At 68.5% G+C, this 15,456-nt stretch carries 17 protein-coding genes; 6 read left to right on the plus strand and 11 right to left on the minus strand.

The features are described from left to right. Positions 1–572: amidophosphoribosyltransferase (locus A9W96_RS18670; RefSeq protein ID WP_369830850.1), on the plus strand; the 572-nt coding region annotated here is incomplete at its 5' end. A 70-nt stretch (positions 573–642) separates the two neighbouring features. Next, positions 643–1,737 carry a phosphoribosylformylglycinamidine cyclo-ligase gene (gene purM / locus A9W96_RS18675; RefSeq protein WP_066865503.1) on the plus strand — a complete coding sequence of 365 codons (1,095 nt, stop codon included), beginning with the start codon at positions 643–645 and terminating at the stop codon, positions 1,735–1,737. Positions 1,738–1,804: 67 nt separating this feature from the next. Here purM and A9W96_RS18680 read toward each other — a convergent pair whose 3' ends face one another. Both A9W96_RS18680 and A9W96_RS18685 read right to left on the minus strand, forming a co-directional pair. Continuing rightward, positions 1,805–1,990, minus strand: coding sequence for a DUF3073 domain-containing protein (locus tag A9W96_RS18680; RefSeq protein WP_066865508.1), 186 nt, complete (start codon positions 1,988–1,990; stop codon positions 1,805–1,807). Positions 1,991–2,136: 146 nt separating this feature from the next. Continuing rightward, positions 2,137–3,231: a folate-binding protein YgfZ gene (locus A9W96_RS18685; protein ID WP_067141982.1), complete on the minus strand. Its 1,095-nt coding sequence runs from the start codon at positions 3,229–3,231 to the stop codon at positions 2,137–2,139. 173 nt (positions 3,232–3,404) lie between these two features. Here A9W96_RS18685 and A9W96_RS18690 point away from each other — a divergent pair, with 173 nt between their 5' ends. Further along, positions 3,405–4,274, plus strand: a complete 870-nt coding sequence (locus A9W96_RS18690; protein WP_082972434.1) for an aminodeoxychorismate lyase — start codon at positions 3,405–3,407, stop codon at positions 4,272–4,274. 242 nt (positions 4,275–4,516) lie between these two features. Here A9W96_RS18690 and A9W96_RS18695 read toward each other — a convergent pair whose 3' ends face one another. The 9 genes from A9W96_RS18695 to lmeA all read right to left on the minus strand — a co-directional run bounded on the left by A9W96_RS18695 (position 4,517) and on the right by lmeA (position 12,716). Beyond that, the gene (locus A9W96_RS18695) at positions 4,517–6,052 is read right to left on the minus strand and encodes a sensor domain-containing protein (RefSeq protein WP_067141987.1); all 1,536 of its coding nucleotides are present in this window, start codon (positions 6,050–6,052) and stop codon (positions 4,517–4,519) included. 141 nt (positions 6,053–6,193) lie between these two features. Further along, positions 6,194–8,569 carry a hypothetical protein gene (locus A9W96_RS18700; RefSeq protein WP_067141990.1) on the minus strand — a complete coding sequence of 792 codons (2,376 nt, stop codon included), beginning with the start codon at positions 8,567–8,569 and terminating at the stop codon, positions 6,194–6,196. A 91-nt stretch (positions 8,570–8,660) separates the two neighbouring features. Further along, positions 8,661–9,317 (minus strand): FABP family protein, encoded by a 657-nt coding sequence (locus A9W96_RS18705; RefSeq protein WP_066865849.1) that lies wholly within the window; start codon positions 9,315–9,317, stop codon positions 8,661–8,663. Positions 9,318–9,622: 305 nt separating this feature from the next. Further along, the gene (locus A9W96_RS18710; RefSeq protein WP_066880637.1) at positions 9,623–9,925 is read right to left on the minus strand and encodes a DUF1416 domain-containing protein; all 303 of its coding nucleotides are present in this window, start codon (positions 9,923–9,925) and stop codon (positions 9,623–9,625) included. Position 9,926: 1 nt separating this feature from the next. After that, complete coding sequence (locus A9W96_RS18715; RefSeq protein ID WP_066865526.1) at positions 9,927–10,760, minus strand: sulfurtransferase; 834 nt, start codon at positions 10,758–10,760, stop codon at positions 9,927–9,929. Positions 10,761–10,796: 36 nt separating this feature from the next. After that, positions 10,797–11,267 (minus strand): DUF4395 domain-containing protein, encoded by a 471-nt coding sequence (locus A9W96_RS18720; protein ID WP_066865529.1) that lies wholly within the window; start codon positions 11,265–11,267, stop codon positions 10,797–10,799. Between the two features lie 101 nt (positions 11,268–11,368). Beyond that, entirely contained in the window at positions 11,369–11,482 is a 114-nt protein-coding gene (locus A9W96_RS33385; RefSeq protein WP_369827468.1) for a putative leader peptide, read from the minus strand. A gap of 5 nt (positions 11,483–11,487) precedes the next feature. After that, a complete protein-coding gene (locus A9W96_RS18725) occupies positions 11,488–11,907 on the minus strand; it encodes a thioredoxin family protein (protein WP_066880632.1) in 420 nt (139 codons plus the stop codon). Beyond that, positions 11,904–12,716, minus strand: coding sequence for a mannan chain length control protein LmeA (gene lmeA, locus A9W96_RS18730; protein ID WP_066880629.1), 813 nt, complete (start codon positions 12,714–12,716; stop codon positions 11,904–11,906). The genes A9W96_RS18725 and lmeA overlap by 4 nt, the downstream gene beginning before the upstream one ends. 177 nt (positions 12,717–12,893) lie before the next feature. On the opposite strand from lmeA, the gene A9W96_RS18735 reads away from it, so the two are divergent. From A9W96_RS18735 to A9W96_RS18745, 3 genes are all read left to right on the plus strand, one after another. Next, positions 12,894–13,670, plus strand: a complete 777-nt coding sequence (locus A9W96_RS18735) for a response regulator transcription factor (RefSeq protein WP_066865540.1) — start codon at positions 12,894–12,896, stop codon at positions 13,668–13,670. After that, positions 13,667–14,602: a mycothiol synthase gene (mshD, locus tag A9W96_RS18740; RefSeq protein WP_067141993.1), complete on the plus strand. Its 936-nt coding sequence runs from the start codon at positions 13,667–13,669 to the stop codon at positions 14,600–14,602. Before A9W96_RS18735 ends, mshD begins: the two co-directional genes overlap by 4 nt. Before the next feature lie 165 nt (positions 14,603–14,767). Then, positions 14,768–15,456, plus strand: a 689-nt coding sequence (locus tag A9W96_RS18745; protein ID WP_156765310.1) for a phosphate ABC transporter substrate-binding protein PstS, incomplete at its 3' end; no start/stop codon positions are given.

The following is a 15,456-nucleotide window of genomic DNA, read 5'->3' on the forward strand; positions in this document are numbered from 1 at the left end:
TTCCGTACGGCCAGGGGCTGATGAAGAACGCCTACGTCGGGCGCACCTTCATCCAACCGTCGCAGACCATCCGCCAGCTCGGTATCCGGCTGAAGCTCAACCCCCTTCGCGAGGTGATCCGGGGTAAGCGACTCATCGTGGTCGACGACTCGATCGTGCGCGGCAACACCCAGCGCGCCCTGTTGCGGATGCTGCGCGAGGCCGGCGCCGTCGAAGTGCACGTGCGGATCGCCTCACCGCCGGTCAAATGGCCCTGCTTCTACGGCATCGACTTCCCGTCACCGGCGGAGCTGATCGCCAACGCGGTCGAGGACAAGAAGGAGATGCTCGAGGCGGTGCGGCATGCCATCGGCGCCGACTCGCTGGGCTACATCTCGCTGCGCGGCCTGGTCGCGGCCTCCGAGCAGCCGGCCTCGCGGCTGTGCACCGCCTGCTTCGACGGCCAGTACCCGATCGAACTGCCCGGGGAAACGGCGTTGGGCAAGAACGTCATCGAGCACATGCTCGCCAACGCCGCCCGCGGCGCCGGACTCGAGGAACTCGCGCCCGACGAAGTGCCGGTCGTGCACTGAGGAACTCGGTTGCGCTCCTTCACCGACGTTTGATACCGGCCGTCGGCGCCGCCCGGTAGCCTTTATCGCGATGACGGATCCCGGAAAGAGTCCAGGACGCCACCAAGGCAGTCAGGGCATCACCTACGCGTCGGCCGGGGTGGACATTGAAGCCGGCGACCGCGCCGTCGAATTGTTCAAGCCGCTGGCGACGAAAGCCACGCGACCCGAGGTCCGGGGCGGCTTGGGCGGATTCGCCGGCCTGTTCGCGCTACGTGGCGATTATCGCGAGCCGCTGCTGGCTGCCTCGACCGACGGCGTCGGCACCAAGCTGGCGGTGGCCCAGGCGATGGACAAGCACGACACCGTTGGGCTGGACCTGGTGGCCATGGTGGTCGACGACCTTGTGGTGTGCGGCGCCGAGCCGTTGTTCCTGCAGGATTACATCGCGGTGGGCCGGACGGTGCCGGAACGGTTGAGCGCCATCGTCGGCGGCATCGCCGAGGGATGTGTGCGGGCCGGCTGTGCGCTGCTGGGCGGCGAGACGGCCGAACACCCCGGCCTGATGGAACCGGACCACTACGACATCTCGGCCACCGGCATCGGTGTCGTCGAGGCCGACGACGTGCTGGGGCCCGACCGGGTCAAACCGGGCGACGTCATCATCGCGATGGGTTCGTCGGGTCTGCATTCCAACGGATATTCGTTGGCGCGCACCGTGTTGCTCGAGATCGACCGGATGAACCTCGAGGGATATGTGGAGGAGTTCGGCCGGACGCTGGGTGAAGAGCTGCTCGAACCCACCCGCATCTACGCCAAGGACTGCCTGGCGCTCGCGGCCGAAACCCACGTGCGCACCTTCTGCCACGTCACCGGCGGTGGGCTGGCCGGCAACCTGCAACGCGTCATCCCGCACGGCCTGGTCGCCGAGATGGATCGCGGGACCTGGACGCCCGCCCCTGTCTTCGCCATGATCGCCCAGCGCGGGCGGGTGACCCGCGAGGAGATGGAAAAGACGTTCAACATGGGCGTCGGCATGATCGCCATCGTGGCCCCCGAGGACACCGACCGGGCCCTGGCCATCCTGACCGCCCGGCACCTGGACTGCTGGGTGCTGGGCACCGTGGGCAAAGGCGGAAAAGAAGGCCCACGGGCCAAGATGGTCGGTCTGCACCCGAGGTTTTAGAAAGCTTGTGCTCCGGCAGAACTAACGCGGCGCCGGTGCACTACGCATCGGCGCCGGGGCGTTGGTCTTAGCGACGCCAGCTGTCCTGGTCGTCCCAGGATTCGTCGGATCCGTCGCTGTCCAGGTCACTGGAGTCGTCCGAACCCGATCCGGACAGCTCTTGCTGAAGCCGCTGGAAGTCGGTCTGTGGAGAACTGTATTTGAGTTCTCGAGCAACCTTGGTCTGCTTTGCCTTAGCCCGGCCGCGGCCCATGGGGGAACCCCCTCGCGCAATAACGGAGCGGCCTAACGAGTAGGCGGCTCCGATCTCCTGGTGTCGTATTGTCCTGCCAACAGTTTACCGTGCCCCGCCACCGGGCGTTGGCGCCCCCTACTTGCTGTGGCGGACGTTACCGTTCATTATCCCGCACCGCCCCGCAACCGTTCAACAGCTAGCCGCCCCGCGCCGATTTGTTCGGTTGCGGGCAGCGAATCGGCGTCGATCACCGCGGCGACCGAGGCGTCCGGTCCGGTCGCCAATTCCGTCTCGGCGGGCAGCCCGCGCTTGAGCAGCGCCAGCGCTATCGGACCGAGATCCACGTGGTCGACCACCGTGCCGAGACGGCCGACGGTGCGGCCGCCGGCCAACACCGGGTCACCGGTCGACGGCCGGTCGACCGAGCCGTCGAGGTGCAGCAGCACCAGCATCCGCGGCGGCCTGCCCAGGTTGTGCACCCGCGCGACCGTCTCCTGCCCGCGGTAACAGCCCTTGTCCAGGTGGACGGCCCCCGAACCGGGGCCACCGATCCACCCCACTTCGTGCGGAATCGTGCGCTCATCGGTGTCGACGCCGAGACGGGGCCGCAGGCCCGCCACCCGGTGGGCTTCGTAGGCCCACACCCCGGCGGGTCGCACTCCGGCCTGCGTCAGGCGCTTGCGCGACTCGTCGACCGCGGCGCGCGGAATCAGCAGGTCAAGCTCGAGCCGGCCGGCGGGGCTGCCCGGCATCCGACGCACGAAGCCGTCGCCGGTGGGCACCGCCGTCAGCTCGGCGGGCAGCGCATCCACCCCGATCGCGTCGAGAATCGCTCGGTCGGCAAGTTTCGGGCCGAGCAGCGACAGCACGGCCAACTCCGCACCGGCCGGGGTGACCTCCGACCAGAACACCATCTTGCGCAGGTATCCCAGCAGCGGCTCGGCCCGCCACGGTTCGGTGTCGAGGTAGGTGGTGCCGCCCAGCTCGGTCTGGATCCAGTGGTCCTCGACGCGGCCCTGCCCGTCGAGGCTGAGATTCTGCGTACTGGCGCCGTCGGGGAGGTCGCTGACGAATTGCGTCGAAATGCTGTGCAGCCAGGTCTGCCGGTCCTTGCCGGTCAAGGTGAGCACGCCGCGGTGCGAGCGGTCCACCACTATCGCGTCGGTGTCGGCCGCGCGCTGCTCGCCCAGCGGATCGCCGTAGTGCCAGACGGCACCGGCGTCGGGTCCGGTCTCGGGTGCGGGGACGGCGCGGGTCACGAGTCAACTCTACGGACCCGCCGGGCGCCCCCAACGAGTGTGAAGCTGGCTTCACACTCGGAGCCGAATGTGCGGCTAGCTTCACGTTCGCGAGGTCCCACGTGGACGCGGTCGCGGCGCGGGCCCCTTCGGCCACATTGGATAGGCTTTCGACCATGGCGGGCCAGACGGGTGTGATCGTCACGCTGGACGGCGAAATACGTTCGCCCGACGCGCCGCTGCTGCACGCCGACGACCTGGCGGCGGTCCGCGGTGACGGTGTCTTCGAGACGCTGTTGGTCCGCGACGGCAGGGCCTGCCTGATCGAGCCGCATCTGCAGCGGCTGACGCAGTCCGCCGCGTTGACCGATCTGCCCGCACCCGATCTGCCGCGGTGGCGAAGCGCGATCGTGGCGGCCACCCGGCAGTGGTGCGCGGACAACGCCGAAGAGGGCGCGATGCGGTTGATCTACAGCCGGGGCCGCGAGGGCGGGTCGGCGCCGACGGCCTACGTCATGGTCAACGCCGTCCCCGACCGCGTGACGGTGGTCCGGCGGGGCGGGCTGGCGGCGATCACGCTCGATCGCGGGCTGCCCGCCACCGGCGTCGACGCGATGCCGTGGCTGCTGGCCGGCGCCAAGACCCTGTCCTACGCGGTGAATATGGCGGCCCTGCGCCATGCCGCCCGTCAGGGCGCCGGTGACGTGATCTTCGTCAGCACCGACGGTTACATCCTGGAAGGCCCTCGCTCGACTGTGGTGATCGCCACGGCCTCCGAGACGCCGGAGGATCATCCGCTCCTGCTGACCCCGCCGCCGTGGTATCCGATCCTGCGCGGCACCACCCAGCAGGCCCTGTTCGAGGTGGCCAGGGACAAGGGCTATGACTGCGACTACCGGGCGCTGCGCGTCGCGGATTTGGTTGCCGCCCAGGGCGTTTGGTTGATCTCCAGCATGACCTTGGCCGCCCGTGTGCACACGCTCGACGGCCGCGCGCTGCCGCCGGCGCCGATGGCCGCGGAATTCGCCGAACTGATCGACGCCGCCATCGTCAGCGATCGCTGAGCGCTGAATTCTGTTGTCGGCTGGCCGATCCGCGGGTACGGTCGGCCGTACACAAGGAAGGAGGTGGTCCGCGAAATTGATAGCTTCATGGACATGTGAGGTGGCTGCGCGCTAGCAGCACCTGCTCGGAAGAGCCGGCGTCACGCGTGCGCTAGCGAATTCCCCGCAGTCACCCGGCCCCCGAGCTTCCGGTTTGTCCAACCTGGAATACGGCTCGGGGGCCGATCCATGTCGGGGGGCGGCTACTGGTTCACCTTCGCGGCGATCTCCCCGGCGAGCTTGCCGGCCTGACCGGTGCCGGCATCCGGGCCGCACACCAGCAGGTCAACGACGACGCTGGACGCCGCGTGCAACGCGTGGTGGCAGACGCGGGTCCCGTCCGCTTCCGTTCTCTGCTGATAGACCTTGGGCGGGGCGCCGGTGACCTCACCGAAAGCCCAGCCCGACGACTTGCCGTTGAAGCTCATGGTGATCGATTGACCCGCGCAGGCCCGCCACTTCTCGGCCGTCGCCGCCACGAACGCCGCGGCCTTCTCGGGCGACGAGAACGCCGCAACCGCTTCGTACACCCGATGCGGCGGGTTCTCGCCGGCGGTGTGTACGGCCTGCCCACTCACCGCGGTGTAGCCGTCGGCTCCCTGATAGACCGAGCTCTCGATGGGCTCCCAGGCGTTTTTGCAGTTCGGGTTGGACAGCGTCGCCCTCAGGTTGCGAAGCTGCCCGGCCTTCTCGGAGACCACCAGGTTCTGGTCGCCGATGATGGCGCCGACCTCGGCGGGGCCGAGCAGATAGGAGTCCAGCTTCGCGCCGTTCGCGGCCGTCGGGCCCGAACCGGCTGCCGCCGCTGATCCGGCGTCCGTGGCCGAGTTGGGGCCGGCCTTGGGTGCCTTGGTTTTGCCGCCCTGCGTTGCCAACACGACGACGATCGCGATCGCGGCGATCACCGCGACGGCGGCACCGCCGATGATCAGCAGCCGCTTGTTCGACCCGGTGCCCGCCGCGGGCGGGACGGGGGCCTTGGCCGACGGCCCGGCGGAGGGCGCGGGCCCGGCCGGCGCTTTCGCTGCGGTCGCCGCCGCCTGCTCCGTGGCGCCGGTTGCCGGTGCGTCCGCCGCGTTGTTCTTGGCCTCGATTTCGGCCAGTACGTTGTCGATTTCGGTGCGGGTGCGGTAGGTGACATCGTGGCGCAGGCGCAGCATGCGCAGCAGCTGGCCGATGTCACCGCGGGCGCTGGGGTCGTCACCGTCCTCGTCGAGCCCGGACCGCAGTTCGATCAGCAGTTGCGTCTGTTGCTGCGGGCTGAGCTCCTTTTCGGCGAGGATATTGCCCAGCCGCGTGATGTACCCGAACGGCACCGGTGGCTCTTCGGGCAGCGGATCCGGCAACGGCACCGGCTTGCTCTGCAGGGCGTGCACCGCGGTGACCAGTTGGATGCCGGCGTCGACAGTCGGCTCGCGGTAGTCGATGATCTGCAGTGCCGCAAGGGGATTCACGCGCATGCTGTCGACGTCGCCGATGCGCACGGGAAGGATCGGCCGGTTCATGGCCCTCGCGTAGCGCAACTCGGCCTGACTGGGCTTGGACTGCAGCCAGTTGTTCGACAGCGCGACGATGAACACGTCGCACGAGCGGATCTGCTCCAAGATCTTGTTCCACCAGGAATCCCCGCCGCCGAGCTCCTGGTCGAACCACACCTGCTGCTGTCCGCGCCGCAGCGCGGTGGTCAGGGCGTCGACCGTCGACCTGTCTTGGCTCGAGTAGCTGATGAACAGCGCCATCGAAGTCTCCTTGGGTGAGGCGGAGCGAACTAACTCGGGCGAAGCCTCGTCGGCTATTGCACGTGCGCCGATACCGTATCAGTGTTGGGTCCGGTCAGAAGGCGCAAATTCAGGGCCATTTGGCACGGAGGCGGGCTGAACTCAGCCGTTGCCCCGATCGAGAACCTGGGCGTCGTCGGACGACCGGATCTCGGCGTAGCGTCGCGCGAATTCCTCACCCGGAACCGGCCATTGCTCGCCGCCCTGCCCGCGGACGACCCAGTCGCCGTCGGCCGCCGCCGCGGGTCCCTCCAGGGTGTTGATGACCTCGCCGGGCTGCGCCGGGCGCGCCTGGACCCGTCCCTTGCGACGCCACCGCCCGTCGCCGGCGGGTTCGTAGGTGTCGCGGAAGATGTCGTCGCGCACCGACCAGACCTTGCCGTCTTCGGAAATCGCCCAGTCCCCGGCGTCGGCCCGCAGGATGTGGCCCGAATCCGATGTCCATGTCCACCCGGTCGCGCGTTGCTCCGCGGCGACCGTGCCCACGCGGGAAAAGGATTGCCACAGCGGGCGTGAGCGAAAGCCCAGCTGCCGCAGGCTCCACAAGGTTCCGGCCAGACTGCGCACCGCGGCGTTGAGCAGCTCCGGGTTGGCTTCGACGGTCGGCCAGTCCACCAACTTGTCATGAATCTTGCGTGAATCATCGCGTGGCACACCGTATTTCCAGCCGTTGCGGCGGTAGTAACGGCACCAGTCCTCATGCTCTGCCTGGGCCATGCTCATCGCCGCGTGGTGGTCGAACCCCATCAACGCCAGCTGCTCGGTCGGCGCCAAACCCGCCATGTCGCGGCCGGACAACTGCGCCGGGGGGCTGCCCCAGGTGTTCCAGGTATGTCCGGCAATCTGTTCCACCATCCACAAGGCGTTGCGTACCTGGCGGCGGTTGGAGCCGCGGTAGAACTCGTCGAGTTCGGCCCACGGCATCGCGGCGGCCGACCGCGGCGCTCCCGGGTCGATCGTCGAGACGTAGCGCTCGTGGATCAGCCGCGCCGCGCGCTCCCACGCGTCCTGAACCAGTCCCTCCTGGGTGTCGAGCACCAGCGAGTAGGACTGCAGCCGGCCGACGACCTGGATCGAGTCGTCGCTGATGCTGGTATTGAGATCCGAGGCGTGGATGGGCATTTCGGGGAACCGGGCGGCCAGTCGGGCCGCGGTCGTCGCAGCGTGGGCGTCCACGAAGATCACCGCGCAGCCGGCCGGGTCGGCCTCGCCGATCAGCTTCAGCATGGTCGGCACGGTCGGCAGCTGGGCCACGGCGTCGATCTTCGGCCCCTCCGATACGAATCCGGCCTGCCGACGGTAGAACTCGTGATCGGCCAGGTAATCCTCGGCGTCGCGTTCGACCAGCGTCAGCGCGGGCAGCGGCACCGCGTCGGGTGGAGTGTAGAAGTCGCGCTCCAAAGCGCGCTGGGTTAGATTGGCGCACAGGGCAAGGGTCAATTGCGAAGTGCCGCAGACGAACACGCGTCGCGTCCGGCGGGTCGCGCTGATGGCGTCCAGGAGCCTGCCCGCCGTCACCTCGTATTTGCCCACAACGTCGGCCGCCCACCGCGTGTCGGAGCCACCGAACTGCTGGGCACGCCACGCCTGGGCCAGCCACGGGTCGTCCATCCGCACGATGAGCGGCAGCCGCCGCTTGTGGGCGACCTCGGAGAGCCGGCGGCTGATCAGGTCGAGCCACAGCAGGTTGATCGCCGGATCGGGTGCCATCAGGTAGAGCCGAGAAAGATTGCGCCACAGTCGAAGTGACACCAGCGTGGATGGGGTGTCGAAGTCCACCAGGACCACCCGGGCGCCCTGTCGGCGGGCGCGCGCCACGCGGTCGTCGCTGGCGCCGGTGACGACCACCAGGGTGCTGCGCCGGTCCAGCGTGCGCGCCACCGCGCTGATCATCGACTGGGTGTCGGCGTCGACCCCGACGATGACCGTGACCGAGTCGGCCAGGTTGGCCCGCAGCCGGTCCACCTGCGACCGGAACACGCCGACCACCACGCCGCCCAATCCGGTGAAAATCGCCGCCAGCGCAGCGATCCGGGCCAGCTCCAGCCCGACGGGCGTGGGGTTCGGGCAGGTTCGCCCGCTCACCGAGAAGTCACCGGTGCTGCCCTTGACCAGGCTGGCCGTCGCCATCAGCGGGGTGAAGAAGGCCGGGTGATTGGCGTCGTGACATCCCCAGTAGGAGGTGAGGCCCAGCACAGCGCCCATGCTGACCAACGCAGCGATCACGGTGAACGAAACCCCCACCACCCGGTGGCTGCTGTCCGATCGGAAGGTCAGCACACACGCCGCGATGAGCACCGTGACCACGATCGCCAGCGTCGGCATCGATCCGGGCCGGCCGAACCATCCCAGCGAGGCCGGCAGCGCGTCAAGGACCGAGGGCCGCAGATCCAGGACGGCCAGATACAGGATCAGAAGCAGGCCGGTCGCGCTGACCGCTCGGCGCACCACAGGCGAGGGTGACCGCTTGGGACGCATCCGACCGACCTCCCTTCCGGGGCATATCGTCGCCCATCGGATGCTCGGAGGTCGAACAGTACACGCAGAAAAAGGCGGCCGCGGGCCGTTGCTAGCCGGCGAACCGGGACAGCCGCGCCGAAAGATGCGGCACCAGACCGCCGTCGGCGTCCACCCGCTCCTCGACGTAGGCCAGGTCGCCGCCCTCGACGATGCCGTAGAGGCGTTTGGCGCCGCCGACCAGCACGCCCGACCGGCTGCGGGCCAGCGCGTCGGTGACGAGCTCCCAGGACGACTGGGTCAGGGGGCGGCCGTAGAACAGTTCGACGTAGCCCGCCGAATGGGCCAACAGCAGTTCGATCGCGTGGGATTCGCCGGGATCGTCGGGATCACTGACGAAGCGCCAGAAACCGGTCTCGCGCAAACCGCGTTCCTCATAGTCGCCGGTCTCGCTGAGCCGCCACGAGCGGGCTTCCCAATTCAAATAGTCGCCGCCGTCGTGCGAGACCACGATCTGCTGACCGAACCGATAGTCCCCGTCCTGCCCGCGACCTTCGCCTTCCCCGCGCCACACGCCGACCAGCGGCAGCAGCGCCAGCAGGTCATCGCTCAGATTGGCGCCCTCGCGCAGGTTCGCGGTGTCGGCGGGCAGGGGCAGGTCATCGTAGGAGGGGATGTTGCGGCCGGCGGTCAGCTTGGCGCGCTCAGCGGCCGCGGCCACGGCCCGATCGCCGGAGCCGGCGGAACTGAACGGTTGATCAGGGGTCACGCGCGCCACACCATCCCATCGCTGCGTCGCAGAACGTCGCCGGCTGAGGTCATGCGCGCCGCTCCTCACCATCGCTGCGTGCAGGATCGTCGCCGGCTGAGGTCATGCGCGCCGCTCCTCACCATCGCTGCGCGCAGGATCGTCGCCGGCGCGGGTCACGACTCGTCGGTGATGAGCCGGTAGAGGGTGTACAGGGCGAACCATGAAATCACCACGACCGCCACAACCAGCATGATCTCGAAGAACAGCACCACGGGGACAAGTCTATTCGTCCTGCGGTGTCCGCGTCTGGGGCGGCTGGTGAGTCAGGCGATCTTGACGTCGACCTCGTGGATGCCCGCGCCCGACGGAGCCACCACGGCGTCGCCGTTGCCGGCCTTCGACAGGGCGCGCAGGGTCCAGGATCCGGGTGCGGCGAAGAACCGGAAGTCACCGGTGGCCGACGCCACCACCTCGGCGGTGAATTCGTCGGAGGAGTCCAGCAAGCGGACGAACGCGCCGCCCACTGCCTGGCCGTCGCCGTCCACGACGCGACCGGTGATCACCGTTTCCTTCTCCAAGTCGACGCTGGCGGGCAACGTCAGTCCTTGTTTCGGTGCAGAGCACATATCAGCTTCCCAACTCGATCGGGGCGCCCACCAGGGAGCCGTATTCCGTCCAACTGCCGTCGTAGTTCTTCACATTCCGATGCCCGAGCAATTCATAAAGAACGAACCAGGTGTGCGACGACCGCTCGCCGATGCGGCAGTAGGCGATCGTTTCCTTCTCCCCGTCCAGGCCGGCGTCGGCGTAGAGCTTGGCCAGCTCCTCGTCGGACTTGAAGGTGCCGTCCTCGTTCGCGGCCTTGCTCCACGGCACGTTGATGGCGCCGGGAATGTGACCGGGCCGCTGGCTTTGCTCCTGCGGCAGGTGCGCGGGCGCCAGGATCTTGCCGGAGAACTCGTCCGGGGAGCGCACGTCGACCAGGTTCTTGACGTTGATGGCCGCGATGACGTCGTCGCGGAACGCCCGGATGCTGTTGTCCGGGGCGGCGGCCGTGTACGACGTCGCCGGCCTGCTGACGGGCTCGTTGGTCAGCGCGCGACCGTCGAGCTCCCACTTCTTGCGGCCGCCGTCGAGCAGCTTGACCTTGTCGTGCCCGTACAGCTTGAAATACCAGTAGGCGTAGGCGGCGAACCAGTTGTTGTTGCCGCCGTAGAGGATCACCGTGTCGTCATTGGAGATGCCGCGCTCGCTGAGCAGCTTGGAGAACTGCTGGGCGTCGACGAAGTCGCGTTTGACCGGGTCCTGCAGATCGGAACGCCAGTCCAGCTTGATCGCGCCGGGGATGTGGCCGGCGTCGTAAGCGCTGGTGTCTTCGTCGACTTCGACGAAGACGACGCCTGAGGCGTCGAGATTGCTCTCAGCCCAGTCGGTGGAGACCAGGACGTCGGAGCGTGCCATGGAGTGGATCCTTTCAATCGCTTGTGTTACAGCAGGTCAGGTGGGACGCGCGGGGCGCCGGAAGCGGGCGACCAGCGGGTAGAGCTGGCAGCCCAGGCAGATGCCGAAGGCCGCGTTGAGGAACGCGGCGGCCAGAGCGGCCGCGGTGGCGATGACGCCGACCGGGACGGCGCCGGCGGCGAATCCGGCGACGCCCAGCACGGCAAAGATCAGGCCGACGAGTTGGGCGAACTTCAGCGGTGGGGTCGGTTCGCGGTCCTGCACCGGCCCCAGCCGGGGCGCGACGACGGCGGCGAAGATCCGGCCGTATGGATGCTTGCGCGGCCCCCCGACCGCGCCGATCGCGAAGATGACGGCCTGAACGGCCAGGATCACCGCCGCGGCCGCAGCGCTGGCCGCCGAGACGGCGAGCGCCAGTACCAGGACTGCGGTGGTGACCCAAGCGGCGAATCGTGGCCCGCGCACGTCGACCAGGTCGGGCTGCGCGGTGGTGTTGCTGCTCGGCAAGGTAGGAACTCCTCGATACCCCTATTGCTGACGGAAACGAATGGAGACGTGCCACGGTGTGTATCCCGGGCCGCTCCGAGTGCTACGCAGAACGCGGCTACTCAGCAGCAACAGCAACAACAACAGCCCGCGGTGCGGCACAGTTCAACTGCGCGACGCTGGATGAGCATGGGCTCGAGGCGGGCTGACACGTCGGTCAGCTTACCCAATGACACCGCGGTCAAGCCAACAGCGGTTTCAGCGCGGACCGCAGGTCCGCGGCGTTGGGCACTCCGGAGGTGCGGTAGCGCTGCCGGCCCTCAGCGTCGAAGATCAACGTCGTGGGCAGGGACAGGACCGAATAGCGGCGTGCGGTCTCGGGGTTTGCATCCAGGTCGATCTCGACGTGGGCCACGCCGTCCAGGTCGCCGCAGACCTGCTCCACGACCCGGCGGACCCGATCGCACGGCCCGCACCACGGCGCGCTGAAATGCACCACGGTCGGGCCGCTGCGGGATAGCCCCAGCGCCGCGATGTCGGCGTCGGCGTCGGCGTCCGGCTTGGCGTCGATTTCCCGGATGGTTCCGGAGCGACGGGTCAGCAACCAGCCGGCGAGGCTTGCCGCCGCGAGCACCGCGACGATCACGACAACTGCGGTCATGACTGTTTAAACCCCGCGAGGCTCACGGTTACTCCGCGGGTGATGCCCTCGATGATGACGTCGGATCCGCGGGCCCCCTCGGTGGTCGGCGCGACGCCGAAGGGCAGCCGCTGATCGGGCAGCCGGCCGCTGAACGCATGCAGCACCGCGTCCCGCTTGTCCGCCGGCACCGTCTGGTTGGCGGTGTCGGATCCGGTCAGCACGCCGGTCGGGGTGAAGACCAGCGTCGCCGGGTCGTCCGGGGCGATGGAGAGGTCGACCGAGACGCTGACGCGCCGATCGAAGCCCGCCGATTTGGGTGTCCCGGTGAACACCAGACCGTGGCTGTCCGAGATGCCCGACGCGGTGACGCCGCCGGTGGAGGTGTTGGTCTCCTTGGGCGGCGCCTCCACCATCAGGTCGCTGATGCCCATGAACCGGCCCAGGTGCGTCGAGTCGACGATGATGCGGCTCTCCAGCTTGCCCACCGCGAGCTTCGCGTCCGGGCCGATCAGCCACGACGCCTGCGCCAGGTCCACCGAGTACATCGTGGCTTCCAGCGTGGCCCGGCCGGTCATCGTGTGGTCGATGGCGTTGGCCTTGATCTCCACCTGGCTGTAGTTGCCGCGCATCGCCTGGGGAAGGAAGGGAAACGCCACGATGGCCACGAACGGGTCGGTGCCCAGCCTGGCCGCCTTGCGAACGCTGGACGACAGCCGGTATTCGGCGTAGATGCTGGTCCCGTAATCGACGCCGATCGCGCCGAGGGCGACTACCGCGACCAGGATCGCCGTCGCGGTCAGAGCAATCAGCACCTTGCGCACCCGCATATTGTGGCGCAACGCCCCCGAGCGGGTGGCCGGCGGACCGGTCGTGGCGGGGCTCACACTGGCCCATCTACCACGCGAAAAAAGCAGGTGACACGTTATCGTTAGATGACCTGGTAACTAACGCTTAATGGCGTTGTGAATTTGGGAGATGCCGTTCCCCCGAGCTGGAGGGGCTAGTTGGAGCTACTACTGCTGACCGCGGAGCTGCATCCCGACCCGGTCCTGCCGTCGTTGTCCCTGCTTCCGCACACCGTCCGGACGGCGCCGCCAGAGCCCTCTTCGTTGCTCGAAGCCGGGACCGCGGATGCGGTGATCGTCGACGCGCGCACGGACCTGTCGTCGGCGCGCGGGCTGTGCCGCTTGCTGAGCACGGCCGGCCGGTCGGTTCCGGTGCTGGCCGTGGTCACCGAGGGCGGGCTGGTGGCGGTCAGCTCCGATTGGGGTCTGGACGAGATCCTGCTGCCCACCACCGGGCCGGCCGAGGTCGACGCGCGGCTGCGGCTGGTGGTCGGCCGTCGCGGCGGGCTCGCGGACCAGGAGAGCGCCGGCAAGGTCAGCCTCGGCGAGTTGGTGATCGACGAAGGCACCTACACCGCCCGGCTGCGGGGCCGCCCGCTGGATCTGACCTACAAAGAATTCGAACTGCTCAAGTACCTGGCGCAGCATGCCGGGCGGGTGTTCACCCGCGCGCAGCTGCTGCACGAGGTGTGGGGCTACGACTTCTTCGGCGGCACCCGCACCGTCGATGTGCACGTGCGTCGCCTGCGGGCCAAACTCGGCCCCGAGTACGAGGCGCTGATCGGCACCGTGCGCAACGTGGGTTACAAGGCCGTCCGCCCGGCGCGCGGCCGCACGCCGGTCGCCGAGCCCGAGGACGCCGACGGCGCCGAATCCGAAGCCGAATCGCAGGACGTCCAAGATCCGCTGGTCGATCCGTTGCATACGCCGCAGTGACCTCGCCCGACTGGCGTCGCACGCTGACCGTCGAAGAGCAGCAGGGCGTACGCGAACTCGTCAGCGCGGCAACGGAATACGACGGAGTTGCGCCCGTGGGCGAACAGGTGCTACGCGAGCTCGGGCATGACCGCACCGAGCATCTGCTGATCAGTGGATCCGCCGACGCGATCGTCGGCTATCTCAACCTGAGCCCGGCGCGCGACGGAGAAACCGGCATGGCCGAACTCGTGGTGCACCCGCAGGCGCGCCGGCGCGGTATCGGGTCCACGCTGGCGCGCGCGGCATTGGCCAAAACCGGTGCGGGCAACCGGTTCTGGGCGCATGGCACGCTGGAACCGGCCCGCGCGACCGCATCCGCGCTCGGCCTGACCCCGGTGCGGGAACTGATGCAGATGCGGCGCTCGTTGCGCGATCTGCCCGACACCGTGCCGGCGGTGCCCGGGGTGGAAATCCGCTCCTACGCGGGCCCCTCGGACGACGCCGAGCTGCTGCGGGTCAACAACGCCGCGTTCGCCTATCACCCCGAGCAGGGCGGCTGGACCGACGTCGAGCTGGCAGAGCGGCGCGACGAACCGTGGTTCGACCCGGCGGGCCTTTTTCTCGCGTTCGGCGACGCCCGAAGTGATCGGCCCGGCACGCTGCTGGGCTTCCACTGGACGAAGGTGCACCTCGATCGGCCCGGCCTGGGCGAGGTGTACGTCGTGGGCGTCGATCCGTCGGCACAGGGCCGCGGACTGGGCCAGGCGCTGACCTCCGTCGGCATCGAATGGCTGGCGCGGCGCCTGGCCGACACGGAAAGTTCAGCCGACCCCACCGTGATGCTGTACGTGGAGTCGGACAACGTCGCCGCGGTGCGCACGTATGAGCGCTTGGGCTTCACCACCCATAGCATCGACACCGCATACGCGGTCGTACCGGCGGCCAACTGACCGCGGGTACGAGCGCCGACGGCCCGGATCGTTAATCTGGTCCTGGTTGCCCAGACGTTGCTGTGGCCGGCGTCGGCGCATAGTTTGGCCGTCGCCTGGCAACCTCACATAAGAATGGCCAGCGACACCCACGTGCGCCCGCAACGCATCAAGAAAGCGAGATCGGTGAGGCTCGACAGGCAGGGCAGGGCGCTGGCCGCCGTGGTGCTGGCGACGGCGCTCGGTGCCGGAGCGCTGACCGCCTGCGGTAGCGATGAGAACCGCCGCGGTGCCACCCCGCCCAGCGTCTCCGGCGTCACCGGAACGCCGCCGTGCGATGGAAAGAACAAGCTGACGGCGGAGGGCTCGACCGCCCAAGAGAACGCGATCACGGTGTTCAACCAGGTCTGGGGCCAGTACTGCCCGGGCAAGGCCCTGGCCTACAACCCGACCGGATCCGGTGCGGGCCGTGAGCAATTCATCGCCGGGCACGTCGACTTCGCGGGCGCGGATTCACCCTTGGTCGCCGACCAGATCGGCCCGGCCGCGAAACGCTGCGACGGGAATCCGGCGTGGGATCTGCCGCTGGTCTTCGGTCCGATCGGGATCGTCTACAACCTGCCCGGAAATCCGGGGCTGGTGATCAACAGTGACGCGCTGGCCAAGATCTTCACCGGCAGGATCACCAGCTGGAACGACCCGATCCTGGTGGCCCTCAATCCGGGCACGGCGCTGCCCGACACCAAGATCACGCCGATCTACCGGACCGACTCGTCGGGAACCACGGACAACGTTCAGAAGTATCTGACCGCGGCCGCGCCGCAGAGCTGGTCCAAAGGGGTCGGCACCGAATTCCAGGGCGGGGTCGGGGAGGG

The sequence above is a fragment of the Mycobacterium sp. 1245852.3 genome (genome assembly GCF_001669335.1).
Classification (GTDB): domain Bacteria; phylum Actinomycetota; class Actinomycetes; order Mycobacteriales; family Mycobacteriaceae; genus Mycobacterium; species Mycobacterium europaeum_A.